At 53.2% G+C, this 16550-nt stretch carries 14 protein-coding genes; 7 read left to right on the top strand and 7 right to left on the bottom strand.

Going from position 1 to position 16550, the window contains the following annotated elements:
- Nucleotides 1-68 precede the first annotated feature (68 nt).
- A complete protein-coding gene (locus B0B12_RS07470; RefSeq protein WP_076667077.1) occupies nt 69-2240 on the bottom strand; it encodes a sensor histidine kinase in 2172 nt (723 codons plus the stop codon).
- A 141-nt stretch (nt 2241-2381) separates the two neighbouring features.
- On the opposite strand from B0B12_RS07470, the gene B0B12_RS07465 reads away from it, so the two are divergent.
- Both B0B12_RS07465 and B0B12_RS07460 read left to right on the top strand, forming a co-directional pair.
- Nucleotides 2382-3476 carry a T9SS type A sorting domain-containing protein gene (locus B0B12_RS07465; RefSeq protein WP_076667075.1) on the top strand — a complete coding sequence of 365 codons (1095 nt, stop codon included), beginning with the start codon at nt 2382-2384 and terminating at the stop codon, nt 3474-3476.
- Between the two features lie 129 nt (nt 3477-3605).
- Nucleotides 3606-4601 carry an alpha/beta fold hydrolase gene (locus tag B0B12_RS07460; protein WP_076667073.1) on the top strand — a complete coding sequence of 332 codons (996 nt, stop codon included), beginning with the start codon at nt 3606-3608 and terminating at the stop codon, nt 4599-4601.
- An 84-nt stretch (nt 4602-4685) separates the two neighbouring features.
- Here B0B12_RS07460 and B0B12_RS07455 read toward each other — a convergent pair whose 3' ends face one another.
- Nucleotides 4686-4913, bottom strand: a complete 228-nt coding sequence (locus B0B12_RS07455) for a hypothetical protein (protein ID WP_076667071.1) — start codon at nt 4911-4913, stop codon at nt 4686-4688.
- Between the two features lie 206 nt (nt 4914-5119).
- Here B0B12_RS07455 and B0B12_RS07450 point away from each other — a divergent pair, with 206 nt between their 5' ends.
- Nucleotides 5120-5491 carry a hypothetical protein gene (locus tag B0B12_RS07450; protein WP_076667069.1) on the top strand — a complete coding sequence of 124 codons (372 nt, stop codon included), beginning with the start codon at nt 5120-5122 and terminating at the stop codon, nt 5489-5491.
- Between the two features lie 84 nt (nt 5492-5575).
- Here B0B12_RS07450 and B0B12_RS07445 read toward each other — a convergent pair whose 3' ends face one another.
- Nucleotides 5576-6994, bottom strand: coding sequence for a DEAD/DEAH box helicase (locus B0B12_RS07445; RefSeq protein ID WP_076667068.1), 1419 nt, complete (start codon nt 6992-6994; stop codon nt 5576-5578).
- 279 nt (nt 6995-7273) lie between these two features.
- Between B0B12_RS07445 and B0B12_RS07440 the strand changes: the two genes are divergently transcribed.
- Together B0B12_RS07440 and B0B12_RS07435 are read left to right on the top strand one after the other, a co-directional pair.
- On the top strand, nt 7274-7852 hold the full coding sequence (locus B0B12_RS07440) for a helix-turn-helix domain-containing protein (RefSeq protein WP_076667066.1): 579 nt from the start codon (nt 7274-7276) through the stop codon (nt 7850-7852).
- A gap of 10 nt (nt 7853-7862) precedes the next feature.
- Nucleotides 7863-8312 carry a DUF305 domain-containing protein gene (locus B0B12_RS07435; RefSeq protein WP_076667065.1) on the top strand — a complete coding sequence of 150 codons (450 nt, stop codon included), beginning with the start codon at nt 7863-7865 and terminating at the stop codon, nt 8310-8312.
- 83 nt (nt 8313-8395) lie between these two features.
- Here B0B12_RS07435 and B0B12_RS07430 read toward each other — a convergent pair whose 3' ends face one another.
- On the bottom strand, nt 8396-8812 hold the full coding sequence (locus tag B0B12_RS07430; RefSeq protein WP_076667063.1) for a response regulator: 417 nt from the start codon (nt 8810-8812) through the stop codon (nt 8396-8398).
- A gap of 2 nt (nt 8813-8814) precedes the next feature.
- Entirely contained in the window at nt 8815-12162 is a 3348-nt protein-coding gene (locus B0B12_RS07425) for a PAS domain S-box protein (protein WP_076667061.1), read from the bottom strand.
- Between the two features lie 298 nt (nt 12163-12460).
- On the opposite strand from B0B12_RS07425, the gene B0B12_RS07420 reads away from it, so the two are divergent.
- Both B0B12_RS07420 and B0B12_RS07415 read left to right on the top strand, forming a co-directional pair.
- Entirely contained in the window at nt 12461-14695 is a 2235-nt protein-coding gene (locus B0B12_RS07420) for a heavy metal translocating P-type ATPase (RefSeq protein ID WP_076667059.1), read from the top strand.
- A 34-nt stretch (nt 14696-14729) separates the two neighbouring features.
- The gene (locus B0B12_RS07415) at nt 14730-14939 is read left to right on the top strand and encodes a heavy-metal-associated domain-containing protein (protein ID WP_076667058.1); all 210 of its coding nucleotides are present in this window, start codon (nt 14730-14732) and stop codon (nt 14937-14939) included.
- A 65-nt stretch (nt 14940-15004) separates the two neighbouring features.
- Here B0B12_RS07415 and B0B12_RS07410 read toward each other — a convergent pair whose 3' ends face one another.
- Nucleotides 15005-15397, bottom strand: a complete 393-nt coding sequence (locus tag B0B12_RS07410; RefSeq protein ID WP_076667056.1) for a transmembrane 220 family protein — start codon at nt 15395-15397, stop codon at nt 15005-15007.
- A gap of 131 nt (nt 15398-15528) precedes the next feature.
- Entirely contained in the window at nt 15529-16545 is a 1017-nt protein-coding gene (locus B0B12_RS07405; RefSeq protein ID WP_076667054.1) for a PorP/SprF family type IX secretion system membrane protein, read from the bottom strand.
- Between the last annotated feature and the right edge of the window lie 5 nt (nt 16546-16550).

The raw sequence follows: 16550 nt of genomic DNA, 5'->3' as shown, positions 1-16550 counted from the left end.
GGATTTTAGGTATAGCCTTTTGGTTAAAGATGCCGGGTGAGGCACTTGGGTTGCATGGCGGGGCGCAATTAGGCGCGGGCCGGTAAAAGAATCTCGAATCGACTGCCCTTGCCCGGTTCGCTCTGCAGTTTAATGGTTCCATCGTGGGCTTTTACGATGGCTTTCACGTAGCTGAGGCCCAGGCCGAAACCCTTCACATTGTGCAGGTTGCCTGTCGGCACCCGGTAAAATTTATCGAACACGCGCAACTGTGCATCGCGCGTCATGCCCATCCCTTTGTCCTCCACTGCCAACACGATGCCGCCCGCCGTGTTGTACGTTTGTATGCGAATAACCGGGCGGTCCGGGGAATATTTGTTCGCATTGTCCAGCAGGTTGCAGATCACATTGTAAAAGTGCACTTCGTCCAGTTCGAGGTCGGGGGCTGTGGCATGCAAATCGGTCGTGATAGTGCCCTCTCTCTCCGCCACCTGCAGGTATACGCTCTCAACGGCCTTGCACACCAGGGCATGCAGGTCGGTGCGGGTCAGGTTCATCTGGTAGTCGTCCTTTTCGAGGCGGGCTATCTGCAGCACATTTTCTACCTGTGCGTTCATGCGTTTGTTTTCCTGCCGGATGATGCCTGTGTAGTACTGCACCTTTTCCGGGCGGGCGTATACCTTGGGGTTGGAGATGGCGTCGGTGGCAAGCGAAATGGTCGCGATCGGCGTCTTGAACTCGTGCGTCATGTTGTTGATGAAGTCGTTCTTCATGTCGGAGAGCTTCTTCTGCCGGAATATAATGTGGATCGTCGTGCCAAAGGTGGCGACCATGATCAGGGTGAAGAGCGCCGAAAAGGCCAGCATCATCCACAGCGATTGGATGGCATAGGCCCGGCTGTCAGGGAAATACACAGCCAGGTAATCGGACTTGTCGAAAATATCGTTGGGGAACAGGCTGGCTTTGTAGGTGGCAAAATTGCGGGTGCTGTTGGTTGCCAAGTGGGCTGCTGCAATGGTGTCCTGCTGATTCGAAAGCACCCAGTAACCAAAGTCCAGGCAAATGCCTCTGTCCTGCAGCTCGCCTTGCAGCAAGGGCTTTATTTCCTCCAGGTTGAGTCGCTGCTCTAAAGGAAGATCCTTGGCCACATACTCCACCACCATCTTTTCCACCACATGGTTCAGTTTTTCCTTCTTCGCCTCTATCTTGGCAGGGTCCGGGGTGCTGGCTGCTGCCACTTGTGCGACGCTGCGCTTTTCGGCTTTTTCAGGTATAGCAAGGGACGATGTACTGGCTTTTTGTACTGTAGCTGTTGGCGGTGTGTGCTGTGGCGACCTTGGCTCTTCCGGCCGTTTTATGCTCCGTACAGAAAATTTACTGCCAGCCACCACCGTCACAGGTTCTGCCGCCATCGCCTCTGAAAGGTTTTTGCGGGTTGCGTTCGCTTTCTTGTAAATGAAAACGCTGTCTTGAAGCACGTTGATGGAGGCGATTTCAGCGGCACTGATGGCCCGGTCTATGAAATTGCTGCGACGCAGGCTATCCAAGTGCAGGGCGATGTACTGCAGCGTGTCCACTGAAAAGTGCAGGCTGCGGCCGTTTACTTGTCGGCTATACCTGACGGTGCTCTCCGGGAGGCGGTGAATGCGGAACGTGTTGTTTTGGCTCATGCGTTGCGCACGGGCCTGCATAGAGTCAGCCTGCGCCTGCCAGGCCGCCATGTATCGGATGTGTTCAGCCGGTAGCGCGGGCATCCGTACGCCTGTGGCAATTAAGTGCTGCATGGCAGAGTCCAGGGCATGGAACTCCACCTGAAAATTTTGAAGCCCGGGATTCAGGAAGGCGTGTCCTTTTGGAGTTCGGGAAAGTGAAGGCCTTTCTAACTGTCTTTCTGTAATAGCTATACCTGGTGGAGCTGGTGGAGCCTGGGGGGCAGGAGGGTTGCTGGCGCGGGCTTGTTCCTTTGCCGCCGGTTGGGTGTTGCTGGTAAAAGACATGGCAGCAGGGGGCTGCAGTTCCTCAACGTGTTCGGGCTCAGGTGAGGGCTGCTGCAGCGTGGCCATGCCGTTGGCCACGGCCGATACGGCCTCCTGCGTCTCCAGCTTTTCGACCACGCGGGCCAGGGCCTCGTGCACGCTGCGGTCAAACTGCTCCTGCTTCACCTGTATGGCATCAGAAATCCAATACAGCTGAAGTCCGACCATACCGAGTAACGATATGCTCATCAGCACGATAACACCTATGATAGTCAGCTTGCTCACATAACAAATTTACGTAATTCGCCGGGCATGTCCATTACTTTAACTTTTCCTTAACAGACTTTAACCTGGCTTTAACGCTTGGGGCCTCTGCGATAGCGTACATTTGTAGAAACGATCCTCTAACCTCTATACCTTATCACTATGAACCTCTTCATCAATCTTCAAACCTTGCTCCGACTGGCCCTGGCCTTGCTGATGGGGCTTCTCCCCCTGTACGGTGCCCTGGCGCAGGAATCAGGCAAGCAAAAGCACAAAGCCCACATCAAGATGGTGCGCACCGTGGATGGCAAGACGGTGGTGGTTGATACCACTTTCTCGGCCGAAACAGAAGAGGCCATTGCCAAAGCCCTGAAAGCCGCCAGGCTGGACACGGGCCACATGCGCCTGCTGGATGGGAAAATAAGGGCCTATACCTTTAGCAAAGAAGGAGAGGCGGCGCTCAAGGCAGGAGTGCACAGCCTGAAGGCCGACAGCGCGATGAGGCGGGCCATGAAAGAAGTGCGTGTGCTCAGCATTCAGGCCGATAGCCTGAGCAAAGATATGGTGAAGCGCTTCAAAATAGTGCAGGGTGACTCGCTGCTGATAGGCGAGGGACCACGGGTGTTTGTGCGCACCCTCGTCGATTCTTCCATTGTCCATCTTGGCGAACCTGGCAAGGCCTTCTCCATCAACCCGAAAGAAATCGAGCGCATCATCGTGAAAGCGATGCCCAGCCACGAGCGCATGGACTCGCTGATGAGGCTGCACGAGCAGATGAACTTTAAAGTCATCGTAAAAGACGGCGACAAGAAGGTATACCGCATACACGAAGATGGCCGGGAAGAAGAAATACCCCACACTGATTTTAATTTCGGGGAAGGGAAAAGAGGCCGCGCCATCTTTATCGCACGCAAAGTGAAAGTGGAGGAGATCACAAAGGCCGACAAAGAACAGCTAAAGGCTACCGGCGCTCCTGTTGAAATGAAGTCCCGCGAGGAGCTGAAAATGGAAGAGATCAATTTCCATCCGAACCCGAACAATGGACGCTTCAAACTGAATTTTTCACTTAAGAACAAAGGCACCACGGTAGTGCGCGTGATGGATGACAAGGGCCAGGAAGTGTTTGTGGACACCGTTGAGGACCTATCGGGTAGCTATGAACGCAACATCGACCTGTCGCCTTTTGGCCGTGGCCTTTACTTCCTGCAAGTAGCGCAGGGAAACCGCTATCACACCAAAAAGATACTGGTACAATAAATCAGCAGGTTTGCGTTTAAATAATATGGTTCAGTAAAGAAAAGCCCGGTGCCTGCAGCGCCGGGCTTTCTGCATCATAACTCTTCGTGCCCGCTGCAAGTAAAAAGAGCAGCACCTATACCTGAACCAATGAAAAGACTCCTCTACCCCCTTCTGATTCTGTTGCTTTTTGAGATTCCTGCCACAGCACAGTCGCAGCGGGTTTACAACGCCACGCTGAGCGACTATGCCTACCGCTACCCGGTAAACTACCTGGAGGTGGAGCAGGAGGGGCAGCAATACAAAATGGCCTACATGGATGTGTCGCCGCCTGCTACTTTCAAGAATCCGCAAACGGTGGTACTGCTGCACGGGAAAAACTTTCTGGGAGCTTACTGGCAGCAGACGATCAACTTTCTGGCAGGGCAAGGCTACCGGGTGGTGGTGCCCGATCAGTTGGGCTTTGGCAAGTCGGACAAGGCGGAAGTACATTACAGCTTCCATCAGCTGGCGCAGCACACGCGGAACTTGCTGGAGCATCTCAAAATAAACCAGGCCGTGGTGGTGGGGCATTCCATGGGCGGGATGCTGGCCACGCGCTTTGCCCTCATGTACCCGGAAACCACTACCAAACTGGTACTCGAAAACCCGATCGGGCTGGAGGACTACCGCCGCATCGTGCCCTACAAGAGCCTGGAGGAGCTGTACCAGGAAGAGCTGAAGCGAACCGAGACCGGCATCCGGGACTATCACAAGACCTACTATACCTCATGGAAGCCTGCCTACGACGAGTGGGTGCGTATACCTGCCGCGCAACTCCGCAGTCCCGATTACCCGCTGGTGGCACGCGTGTCGGCGTATACCTATGCCATGATCTATGAACAGCCGGTGGTGTATGAGTTCAGCGACCTGAAGATGCCTGCCTTGCTGGTCATCGGGCTGGAGGACCGCACGGTGGTGGGCAAGGCTTACATTAAAAGTGAGGAGGAAAGGAAAAAATACGGGCAATACCCGCTGTTGGGTCAGCAGACGGCAGGTGCTATACCTAACGCAAAATTGGTGGAGTTAACCGGCGTAGGGCATATTCCGCACATCGAAGCGCCGGACCAGTTTCACAAAGCCCTGCTGGAGTTTCTGAAGCAATAAGTTATACCTGATGCAGGCCAATTACATATGCCAGGGTGGCTGCTGGATTTTAATAAAACAGTGCGCTACACCTGATGGGTGGGATTAATGATGGTGGTGATGGTCGTGGTCGTCGGGTTTGCTGTTGAAATTGGCGATGGTGCCTAACCCAAAGAAAACGAACCAGCACAGGTAGAGCGCATTGAAGTTCTCCACCGTTTTACCGATGAACAGGAGAATCACGTTCGCCAGAATGGTCATCACCAGACCCGTCATGGCCACAAACTGGTAGGAGTTCATCTCCCGCGGGTCGTATATTTTTGATAGTTTCATAAGCGTTTTAGCTGCCGGTTCTTTCTGTAACGCAATCGGGGCGCCATGCGTGCCATCCACTCACCTAAATTTCGCTCAAAGATAATTGAAAGAAACGGGAGATGTGTAAAAGTGTATGGTTGTTAAATTATGTTAAGTAATAAAGGCTATACCTAACTGAACTCCTGACGGAGCGTATACACTCAGGTAAACAAACGAATTGAATTATGGCAACCAGAGATGAAGATATACAGAACACGCCCAACAGGCCGAAGAATATAAACGAAGAGCACCGCAAAGGCCAGACCATGGGCAACAAACCCGACCCAAGCGCCAAGCGCAATGTGGGGCAGGGGGGAGCGCTGGAGCGCGGCGACCAGAAGGACAGCCTGGAAAACCTGCACATCCGGGGCAATGAAACGACCGGCTATGGGGCCAACAACCCGAAGAGCACCGAAGAATTCGCACAGGGGCCGGGTTTTGAGTACGAAGGCAGCGATACTGCCATGGACGATGATGTGAACGGCATCCGCAGCCGCCAACAGCCTTTCGGCGGTGATGACACGGAGCAGAACGACAGCGACCAAAGCCGTATTTAAGGTATAGCCTCTATACCTGACACTAAGTAAAAAGCCCTGCTACTCAACTGAGTGGCAGGGCTTTTTTTTAGGTATAGTTACAGGTTAAGCTTCGCGTTTGGCAGACGAGTTGCTCTGGCCGCTCCCTTTCTTGTTACGCCAGTTTCTGCGGCCTCCGCCGTTTGATGAGCGACCCGAATTGCCGTTGCTAGCTGCAGTGCGGTTGCTTCCTTCGTTTCCGCCAGCACGGCTATTGCCATTGCGGTTGCCAGATGGTCTGTTGCCAGCAGAAGCTGAGCGGTTGCCGTTGTTGGCTGCATCGCGGTTGCGGGGCTCTCTGCCGGCTGGTCCTTTCGGCTTTTTGGCCAGTTCCAGGTTCACCGACAAGTGCTCGGGCAGGGCGAATGGATGGTCCGCATTGACTTTGATCTTCTTGTTGATCAGCTTCTGGATGTCGTTCAGGTAGTAGCGTTCTTCCACGTCGCAGAACGACAGGGCTATACCTGCGTTGCCGGCTCGGCCAGTACGGCCAATGCGGTGAACGTACGTCTCAGGCTCGTTTGGCAGTTCGTAGTTGATCACGTGCGATAGTTCCTCCACGTCAATGCCGCGTGCGGCGATGTCCGTTGCCACCAGCACACGGGTGCTGCCAGCCTTAAAGTTACTCAGCGCACGCTGACGCGCGTTCTGCGATTTGTTGCCATGGATGGCCTCGGCCTGGATGTTCGCTTTGTTGAGGTCCTTCACCACCCGGTCGGCACCGTGCTTGGTTCTCGTAAACACCAGCACGCGCTCAATATCCCGATCAGATAGCAGGTGGCGCAGCAAGTCGCGCTTGTCGTTTTTCTCCACAAAGTACACGGCCTGGCCCACTTTCTCGGCCGTAGACGACACGGGTGTCACCTCCACCTTCACCGGGTTAACCAAAATGGTATCGGCCAGTGCCTGGATAACGGGAGGCATGGTAGCGGAGAAGAACAGCGACTGCCGCTGCTTCGGCAACATGGGTATAATGCGCTTGATGTCGTGGATAAAACCCATGTCGAGCATGCGGTCTGCTTCGTCGAGCACAAAAAACTCCACGTGCTTCAGGGAGATGAATCCCTGTCCGATCAGATCGAGCAGGCGGCCCGGCGTTGCGATAAGCACGTCAATGCCGCGCTTTAGCTCCTGCACCTGGGCATGCTGCGACACACCGCCGAAAATAACGGTATGGCGCACGTCGGTGTTTTTGCCGTAGGCGGCAAAGCTTTCGTTGATCTGTATAGCCAGCTCCCGGGTAGGAGTCAGGATAAGCGTCTTGATAGTTCTTGGGGCTCTGTTTTTCTGGTTGTGCAGCATTTGCAACACAGGTATGGCAAAGGCTGCTGTCTTGCCTGTGCCCGTCTGAGCGCAGCCAAGCACGTCGGTGCCTGCCAAAAGGTGTGGTATAGCACGTTCCTGTATAGGCGTAGGTTGTGTATAGCCCTCCGCCTGAAGCGCCTTCAGGATCGGTTCAATTAAATTTAATTCGCTAAATGTCATGTATGATTGGTTATTGCAAGCTACAAAGGTAAGTCTATTATTCGGGCTTGCTCTTATTTATTTAATACCCTCTGTACTGCCTCGCAGCAGGTATAGGAAGGCTGAATATGGGTACAACAGGAAGCTTATCGGAATAATTCAAAGAGCGCAAGGTGCTGTAAAAAGTGCCGGGAGCGTTTGGGCGAAATGTTTTGTTAGATTTGCATAGGTATAGGCGTGCATGCAAAGGATTATCTTGATGCACAACCGCCGTAAACCACGACCCTCCATATATTGAACATGAAAAAGCCCCATACATTGCATATCCGCAACATGGTATGCCCCCGCTGCCTGAAGGTGGTGAACCAGGAACTTGACAAACTTGATCTACAGCCGCTGGCCATCCAGCTGGGCGAGGTGAAGCTAGAGCAGGAGCCCACAGCCGTCCAACTTCAGCAACTGCGGGAATCACTGCAGGAAAATGGCTTTGAGCTGATCGAAGACAAGAAGGCCGAGCTGGTCGAGAAGATCAAGATCGCCCTCATTGGCCTCATCCGCTCAGGGGAGGTGGAGCACCTGAACGTCAACGTGTCGGATTACCTGGCGCAGGAACTTGGCCGCGACTACCATACCTTAAGTACGCTCTTCTCGGCGGAGGAAGGCCTGACGATAGCGCGCTATGTGGTGCTGCAGAAAGTGGAACGGGCGAAGGAGCTGTTGGCTTACAATGAGCTAAGCCTGAGTGAGATCAGTTTTAAGCTAGGGTATAGCAGCGTGGCGCACCTGTCGGCACAGTTCAAGCAGGTAACCGGCATGTCGCCATCCGAGTATAAGAAAGCGGCGGCTCCGTTGCGCAAGCCGCTCGATAACGTTAACTGAAAAAGTGCTTATGGAGAAGGGGAACTATGGAAAGTTTATGCTGATGTTAGGCCTTTCCTTTGTGGTAATGTATGCCGTCATGTTCAGCAACATAGCCGAAATCAGCCACTTTGACCTCAACCTTAACCGCCTGTACATGACCATCCTGATGGTAGCACCCATGGCTTTGATCATGTTGCTGGTAATGCGGCCGATGTACAGGGATAAAAAGCTCAACGCCATTATCACCGTCATGAGTATTATCGCAATCGTTGGTTCATTCATTACGCTGCGCAACCAGTCCTTTGTCGGTGACAAGGCTTTCATCAACTCCATGATCCCACACCACTCTTCGGCCATACTGGTAAGCGAAGAAGCCAGAATCCATGATCCGGAGCTGAAGAAGCTGGCAGAGGAGATCATCCGGTCGCAGAAAGAAGAGATAGCAGAGATGGAGAAGATACGCCAGCGAATGGACTAGGTAACCAGGGCCTCAAAAAGCCAGGAGCGCATGCTACGTCGGTACAGACGGGGCATGCGCTCCTGGCTTTTTGAGAGGCAGGGTTACTCTACCCGCACCAGATATTCTTCTTTGATGAATTCGAGGATTTCAGGGGAAAGCGGCTTCGAGAAGAATTCTTTTACTTCTTTGTGGCTACGGGCGTACTGAATGTCTTTGCGGTCCACGGCCGAGGACAGCATGAACAGGCTGCACTTCTGCGTGGCATACTCCGGCAGTTTGCGGTACTCCTCAATAAAATTCCAGCCGTCCATACCTGGCATGTTGATGTCCAGGAAGATCAGGTCAGGAAACTTCTCGCCGGATGGCTCTACAGAAGACTTCAGAAAATCAAGCGCCTCTTCCGCTCCCTGGAAGCTGTAAACGTCTTCGGCAAAGTTCTCATTTCGTATGATGCTCTCGCAAACGAAATTATTCACTTCATCATCATCAATCAAAACTACTCTTCTCAATGTATTCATTACTACAGGGTGTGTCTAAAATAAATAATAAAAGTAGTGCCTACGTTCACCTGGCTTTCCACTTCCACTTTGCCGCCGAGCAGCTCAGCCTGGGTTTTGACAAGGTGCAGCCCCAAACCCCGGCCTTCTCCGTGGGAGTGGAATCTCTTGTATAACCCAAAGACTTTTTCTTTCTCTTTTTTCAGATCGATCCCGAGACCATTGTCTGATATGCTGAGACAAATATAATTAGGAATAGTGAAAGTTTTAAGCCGCAGATGCAAATTTCTGTCCGGCGATCTGTATTTCAACGCATTTGTAATAAGATTATGCATAATACTATGCACGTAACTCCGAACCCCGTTTACCTCGGGCGCCTCCTCAAAGTCACAGTCAAGCTCTATGTGCTCATACAGCCACTCTGAAGGCAGGTTGTCGTATATTTCCTTGAACACGTCCTCGAACTTAATCTGTTCCCGCACATTGTTAAGCTCGCTCCGGATAGTGAGGATGTCATTCAGGTCGCGGATCGTCGTGTCGAGGAGCTTTGCCGACTTGAACAGGTTCTCAATCACGCGCGGGTTCATGGGCGAGTCCGGCTTGTGCTTGTTGTATATGGTGGTCAGGCCCAGGATGTTCGCAATAGGAGCCCTGAGGTTGTGCGACACGATATAGGCAAACTGCTGCAGGTTCTGGTTCTGCTTCAGCAACTGGTCGGTGAGCTCATCGCGTTTCTGCTGCGCAACTTTGTAAGACGTCATATCGGAGGCAGAGCCGTCAAAGCGGTACACAACCCCGTTTTCATCTTTTCGGGGCGAAACCCGGAACATCAGCCACCTGCACTGTCCATCTTTTGTTAGAAACCGGACTTCGTAATGCTGCCGCTCCCCTCTCTTCAGGGCGGGCAGAATATGCTGGTCCAGGTATTCCCGGTCTTCCGGATGGGTGATGTTGTACCAGAGGTTGTGCTGGCTTGTAAATTCCTCTTCGGTATAGCCCGTCAGTTCGCGACACTGCGGACTGACGTAGAGCATGGTAAGAGACGTGTCGGCAGAGAAGATTATTTCCGGGATGTTCTCCAGCGTGGATTGCAGCAGGTTTTTCGCTTTCAGGGCTTCCTGCTCGGTTCTTTTTCGATCTGTGATATCCTGCACGGAGCCATGGAACCGAACCAGCCTGTCCTGCCCGTCATATTCCGGCTGCCCTATCTCATAAACCGTGCGCATCTGGCCGTCAGGCCGCACAATGGAGTGCTCAATGGATAAAAGCGTGTGGTTTTTAGAAGCTTCCTGTATAGCTGTCTGCAAAATCTCCTGCTCAGACTCCGGAACAAAGTGCATGACACTGGTGCGTGAAGGTATAAAGGACATCTTGCTGACGCCATAAATGTCGTACACGCTGTCAGACCAGGTCACCAGGTCCTGTTCTACGTCCAGCTCCCAGTTGCCCAGATGTGCCAGCTTCTGAGCCCGGGCCAGTTGCTCTTCGTTGCGCTTAATAGTCTCCAGAGCCAGTTTGCGTTGTGATATATTGAGCACGCTCAGGGCAACGGCGAGTACGCGGTTGTCAGACCCAAGCACCGGACGGAGTGACATTTCATGCCAGTAATCGCCGTGGCCGTCTTCGCACAGGACCGTTTCGCCGTTCATGGCCCGTCTATGCTGCTCCCGGAACTGCTGTGCTTTTTCCTTGCTCACCAGATCCAGAAAGTTCATGCCTGCCTTCAGGTCCATTATCAGCAGCTTTTGTGCGTCTTGCCGCGCCACCGCGTTGCACATCATCAGGCGCATCGATTTGTCGAGCAGGTAGATTGCCTGGGGCGAACTATCGAGCAGGGCTCTCAGATTTGCCTCGCTGGCCATCAGTTTGTCCTGCGCTGTGATCTGGTCGGTGATGTCGATGATGGTGCCGTTCCAGATTACGTTTCCAGACTCGGTTCTGGAAGGCAGCCCGTGGGTCTGCACCCATTTCCATTTACCGTCCTGCGGCTGCCTGATCCGGAAGCGTACTATCAGAGGAGAAAGATTTAGGAAGGAGTCGCCAATAGCCTGGCGCACCTGCGCTACATCATCAGGTTCAATGTGCCGGTATAATGCCGAGGGGCTGTTGTAAATCTCTTCAGGGCTTACCTGGAAAAGGTTCCGGATGCCATCGCTCACAAAGGTAAAGGCGTAGTGGGACTGGCTCCTTATCTCCAGCTGGAAAACGGCGCCCGGTATGCTGGAGCTTATCTCCCGCAGTTGTTTTTCGCTTGCCTGCAGCTTTTTGATCATCTCCAGTCGCTCGTCCACGTTTATGGCAACAACCAAACGGGACATGCTTTCCCCAATGCGTGGTAGGGCATAGGAGATCGCCTCGACCTCAAACGTGCTGCCATCGCTGCGTTTGTGGCGCACGTTGCTCTGGTGCGACTCCAGCTTGTCTACCTGGTCCAGTTTCATTTTCAGAAGCGGCACATCCTCCTCTGGCCGGATGTCGAACATGTTCAGTTTCAAAAAAGCCTCCCGGCTGTAAACGTACTCGCGCAGGGCGGCCTCGTTCACGTCCAGAAACTGCATCGTGAGTCGGTCATACACCCACATGGGCATCGGGTTCAGGTCAAAAAGCATCTTATACTGCAACTGGCTGTCGAAGAGGGCTTTTTGCAGTTCCTGTCGTTTCTGCATTTCTCCGTTGAGCAGCTTGTTGTCGTGCCGGAGCCGCTGGATGACGTGACGGAGCAGGAGTAGCGCTGCGATGCTGGTCAGGACGATAATAACCAGAATAAGCCTGTGGTTGTCGATAAACGAGGAAAAAGACCGGGATGCCTGCCGGACGCTTTGTCGGGTAGACTGGCGTATACTCTCACTCAGCTCTTCGAGGTGGTTTTGGTGCTGCTGGTACTCCGGCGTGATCACATTGCGGTTATAGGCAAGTGCCTCCGCTATGTCCCCACTGCGGCTCAGTTGCAGCAAATGATTGACCAGCGTATCGTGAGCGGCTGTCTCGTTTTCGAAGTGGCGGAGTATGTTACGGCGCTCATCATTCAGGATCATGTCCATCAACTGGCGGGTGATGGCGGCGTTCTGCGCCTGTGTGGCCTGGATTTCCTTTTCGTATTGGGCTTTCTCGGCTACGCTGGCTGACGTAAGGTGCAGGAGCACCGCCTTGTGCACGGCATCGTCATTGGCCTGCAGCTCATCGATCAGTTCGAGCTCCTGCAGGGCCAGCACCACATAGGCGTCGTGACTGCGCTGTACCTGGCGTGCCTGCCAGAACGTGTAGGAGATAAGGGCAAGGAGGGTAATCAGCAAACCCGCGAACGCAAACAGCACAAGATAAGTCGTGCGCGATGCTGCATGCAGATGCGTAGGCTGGTTTGTTTTCAACATAGTAAAGGTACAGGCGCTAACTGAGTTAAACAGCGCGGATGTTCGGGTAGCGAAATTTGCACCGATTGTGATCAGTGTTTATCCCCGAACATAAACATTTATAATGCTAAAAACAAAACTACCCACCTTAATTAGTTCCAGCTATTTGAATTTCAGATAAGTATAATGCTGCCAAACGTTGTGATTCCTCAGCAGGCCATCAAGAATATGTAAACAATTGCAGGGATTTCATAACACTTTGGGCTTTGAACGGGAGTACCTTTGTATAGTTGAATGGGAGATAAACCAGTAACACGACATGGAAACGTTAACTAAAAAAGACTATAAAAAGGACACTTTCCCGGTAGAAGGGATGACGTGTGCCTCTTGTGCTTCCAGCATCGAGAGCATGCTGCGCACTGTCGATGGCGTGCAGGAAGCCAACGTGAACTTCGCAGGCAAAACGGTGCAAGTAGCCTATGCCCCGAACCAGGTGAGGCCGGACCAACTGCGCGACACCCTGCACGAGATTGGCTTCGAACTGCTCATTGGCCAACACACCGAAGAAGAACTGGAGGAGAGGCAGGAGAAGGCGCTGGCTATACTCAGAACCAAAACCATTGCGGCAGCGGTACTGGCGTTCCCGGTGTTTGTACTGGGCATGTTCTTTCACAATACCTTCAGTTGGGGCAACTGGGCCATGCTGGCCTTCACCACCCCAATCCTGTTCTGGGCCGGACGTCGCTTTTTCGTGAACGCCTGGGGACAGGCCAAGTACCTGCGCGCCAATATGGATACGCTGGTGGCCCTGAGTACAGGTATAGCCTTCGCCTTCAGTCTGTTCAACACCGTATACCCACAGTTTTTCCTGAGCCGGGGCCTGGAGCCGCATGTGTACTATGAAGCCGTCGCTGTAATCATTGCCTTTATTTTGCTGGGCAAATACCTGGAGGAGGGCGCTAAAAGCCGAAGCTCGGAGGCCATTAAGAAGCTGATGGGACTGCAGCCTAAAACCGTGCGCGTGCTGCGCGATGGCGTGGAGGCCGAAATCCGCATCGAAGAAGTCCGGATAGGGGACGCGGTGCTGCTGTTGCCCGGCGATCGGGTGCCGGTGGACGGCGAGGTGCTATCCGGTGGGTCTTATGTAGATGAAAGCATGCTGAGCGGCGAGCCGCTGCCTGTGCAGAAGCAGGTGGGCGACATGCTCTTTGCCGGTACCATCAACCAGAAAGGCAGTCTGCAACTGGTTGCCCGCAAAACCGGTGGGGAAACGATGCTGGCCCATATCATCAAAATGGTGCAGGAGGCGCAGGGCAGCAAAGCGCCGGTGCAGAAGCTGGTTGACAAGATCGCAGGTATCTTCGTTCCGGTTGTGCTGCTGATCGCGATCCTGACCTTTGCGGCTTGGGTAGTATTTGGCGGTGAGGCGTACTTGTCTCAGGCGTTGGTGTCGATGATTTCGGTGCTGGTAATTGCCTGTCCGTGTGCCTTGGGTCTGGCTACGCCGACCGCCATTATGGTGGGTGTGGGCAAGGGTGCTGAGAACGGTATTCTGATCAAAGATGCGCAAAGCCTGGAGGACGCCTACAAAGCCAACGTCATCCTGCTGGATAAAACGGGCACCATCACGCTGGGCAAGCCTTCTGTTACGGATGTGGTATGGGCCGAAGGGGTGACCGAGCAGGAGCGATTGGAGCAGCTTTTCTTTTCGATCGAGGCCAAGTCCGAACACCCGATTGCACAGGCCATCTATACCTATTACAAAGAACAAGGCATTGCTACCCTGGAGCCGGACTACTTTAACAGTGTGACAGGTATGGGCGTGGAAGCATCTTTTGGCGGAGAGAAGTTCTTTGCCGGAAACAAAAAGCTGCTGCGCCAGGAAGGTATAAGACTCGACAATCAGTTGGAAGAAGCGGCCCGACAACTGCAGGAAAACGCTAAAACAGCCGTATACTTTGCCAATGGGCAAAAGGCACTGGGGGTGTTCGCGGTCAGCGACCCCATAAAACCTGCTGCCGCCGAAGGTATAGTCCGCATGAAGAAAGCGGGTCTGGAGGTATACATGCTCACCGGCGATAACGCCCAGACGGCAGCGGCCGTGTCACGACAGGTTGGCATCACGCACTACGAAGCCGAACTGCTGCCTGGCGACAAGGCCGACTTTGTGAAGAAACTGCAGGAGCAGGGCAAGGTGGTAGCTATGGTGGGAGACGGCATCAACGATGCGCAGGCACTGGCCACGGCCGACGTCAGCATTGCGATGGGGCACGGTACAGATGTGGCCATGGACGTGGCGGGCATCACGCTGATGCGCTCTGACCTGATGCAGGTGGCCGCTGCCATTCGACTTTCGCAGGCAACAGTACGCACGATCCGTCAGAATCTGTTCTGGGCCTTTATCTACAACGTAATCTGTATACCTGTGGCAGCGGGTTTGTTGTTTCCCTTCACCGGTTTCCTGCTCAACCCGATGGTGGCCGGCGCTGCCATGGCCCTTAGCTCAGTTTCGGTGGTAGGCAACAGCCTGCGCCTGCGCGGAAAGAAATTGTAAATTGTTTTTAATTAGTTTATAAATTATGTTAAATATGAAGACCTATAAATTTAAGACGACCATTAACTGCGGAAGCTGTGTGAGAGCCGTGACGCCTCACCTGAACAAACTGGAAGGAGTGCAGGACTGGAAAGTGGACACCGACAACCCGGACAAGATCCTGGAGGTGAACACCGACAGCCTGGATGCTCAGGCTATCAAGAGCACAGTGGAGAAAGCCGGTTTTAAGGCAGAGCAGGTATAGCTGTAATTAATAAAGCAACTGGAATAAAAGCTGCTACTATTGTGAAGAATGGGCAGGCTGAGTTATCAGTTTGCCCATTTTCCTTTTCGGTAGATTGGATTTCGGGGATGCAGGCGGGCTTTGCTTCGGTTGAGCAGGGCGAAGGTCAGCATCGAAAGGCTGGTAAAGATCAAGCCCAGAAACTCGCGCGCTTCTTCAATGTTTTTGATGTCGCCCCCGCCAATGGCTATACCTTCCCATTTGGCGGGCCAGAAGAATACGGCTCCAACAGCATAGGCAGCGAAAGCAGCTAGCAGTACGCCTTGGTTGATCCTGTTAAAAGTGACCAGGAAACTAAAGATGGCTGCCAGCAGGTAAATGGCTATCCAGATAACTGCGTCCGGGTCGTTGTATTGCATAGCGGCGAACACAATGAACACTATACCTAGAAAAGTTGACAGAAGCTGTTTGGGTACCATAATTGAAAAGGATTAGCACCTAAATATACTGTAATAATTTTTAAAAGTTTTGTAATTAATTTATACTATTGAAAGCAAAAGAGCAGCCATTGGCTGCTCTTTAAAGTGTCTGTAAATCTTATCTGTTGAGCTTACCAGGCCCATTGCGGGCAGATGATCTTAGCAGCATTTCGGAGTTTAAGGCCCAGCACCACTTCGTGGCTACCTGAGTTGGAGCTTCCCAGTGGGGATACACTCGCATCATAGGAATAGCTTAAGTCCATCAGGTAGCTGATGTTTATACCTGCCATCACCGCCAATGACTCGTTGTGGCGGTAAGAGGCTGCCGCCCAGATGCGGTCGCTGTAGATCGCCTTCAGGGTAGCATCGACGGAAACCGGGCTAGGCTGTGCCATCTTCACCATCACCGAAGGTATAAGTGCCAGGCCAGGCGACACATCCAGGCGGTATCCGCCCGTCAGGAAGTAATGCTTTTGTAGTCGGCCGCTGTTATCAGTGGCAGTGCCCGTGGTCAGGTGCTCGCGCTTGCTGGGTACCAGCTGCGCACCGGCTATACCTACATAATAGTTATATGAGTAAAGCCACAGGCCCATGTTCAGGTCAAACTTCATCTCGTTGATCCGTCCGTCGTTAATGGCTTTGTCGTTCGGGTTGATAACACGCACAGCCGTGGGGTCCAGGCTGTACTGTATCAAACCCGGCGCCACGCCGGCTGCCACCCGCAGGGTACGGGTAAGGGGCTGGTGATAGGCATAGCTCACGTTAAAGCTGCTGCGCTTGAGCGGGCCCGTAGCTGTCGTCATGGCCATGGCGCCCAGACCGTGGTGCGGCCGGATGCGACGGTAGGAGGTAGGTTTTTTGGTGGTGGCCTCCTTGGCGGGCGAGCTGTTGCGTTGAGCCGCTGTTACCGGAGTCGGCTCTTTCATTAAAGGCGCATGGATCGTGGCGTAGTACGACACGGGTGCCCCCTCCAGTCCGGACCACTGCTGCCGGGTACCGATCTTGACGTCAGCGTAATCCTCTATACCTGCTATGGCTGGGTTAAGCAGGTAGTTGTTGAGGGTGTACTGCGAATACTGCGGCTTTTGCTGCGCCATGGCCTGGGTAGCCATCAAAAGCACACATCCTAAAGCTAAAAGTTTGTTCATAGACG

Source organism: Pontibacter indicus (assembly GCF_900156345.1).
In the GTDB taxonomy this organism is placed as follows: domain Bacteria; phylum Bacteroidota; class Bacteroidia; order Cytophagales; family Hymenobacteraceae; genus Pontibacter; species Pontibacter indicus.
This window is presented reverse-complemented; position numbering and strand designations above follow the sequence as displayed.

Bases quoted from the DNA above. Each gene is read 5' to 3' on its own strand.
- B0B12_RS07445 (WP_076667068.1), bottom strand. From the start codon at position 6,994: ATGACATTTAGCGAATTAAATTTAATTGAACCGATCCTGAAGGCGCTT.
- B0B12_RS07420 (WP_076667059.1), top strand. From the start codon at position 12,461: ATGGAAACGTTAACTAAAAAAGACTATAAAAAGGACACTTTCCCGGTA.
- B0B12_RS07410 (WP_076667056.1), bottom strand. From the start codon at position 15,397: ATGGTACCCAAACAGCTTCTGTCAACTTTTCTAGGTATAGTGTTCATT.
- B0B12_RS07405 (WP_076667054.1), bottom strand. From the start codon at position 16,545: ATGAACAAACTTTTAGCTTTAGGATGTGTGCTTTTGATGGCTACCCAG.
- B0B12_RS07450 (WP_076667069.1), top strand. From the start codon at position 5,120: ATGGCAACCAGAGATGAAGATATACAGAACACGCCCAACAGGCCGAAG.
- B0B12_RS07415 (WP_076667058.1), top strand. From the start codon at position 14,730: ATGAAGACCTATAAATTTAAGACGACCATTAACTGCGGAAGCTGTGTG.
- B0B12_RS07425 (WP_076667061.1), bottom strand. From the start codon at position 12,162: ATGTTGAAAACAAACCAGCCTACGCATCTGCATGCAGCATCGCGCACG.
- B0B12_RS07435 (WP_076667065.1), top strand. From the start codon at position 7,863: ATGGAGAAGGGGAACTATGGAAAGTTTATGCTGATGTTAGGCCTTTCC.
- B0B12_RS07440 (WP_076667066.1), top strand. From the start codon at position 7,274: ATGAAAAAGCCCCATACATTGCATATCCGCAACATGGTATGCCCCCGC.
- B0B12_RS07430 (WP_076667063.1), bottom strand. From the start codon at position 8,812: ATGAATACATTGAGAAGAGTAGTTTTGATTGATGATGATGAAGTGAAT.
- B0B12_RS07455 (WP_076667071.1), bottom strand. From the start codon at position 4,913: ATGAAACTATCAAAAATATACGACCCGCGGGAGATGAACTCCTACCAG.
- B0B12_RS07465 (WP_076667075.1), top strand. From the start codon at position 2,382: ATGAACCTCTTCATCAATCTTCAAACCTTGCTCCGACTGGCCCTGGCC.
- B0B12_RS07460 (WP_076667073.1), top strand. From the start codon at position 3,606: ATGAAAAGACTCCTCTACCCCCTTCTGATTCTGTTGCTTTTTGAGATT.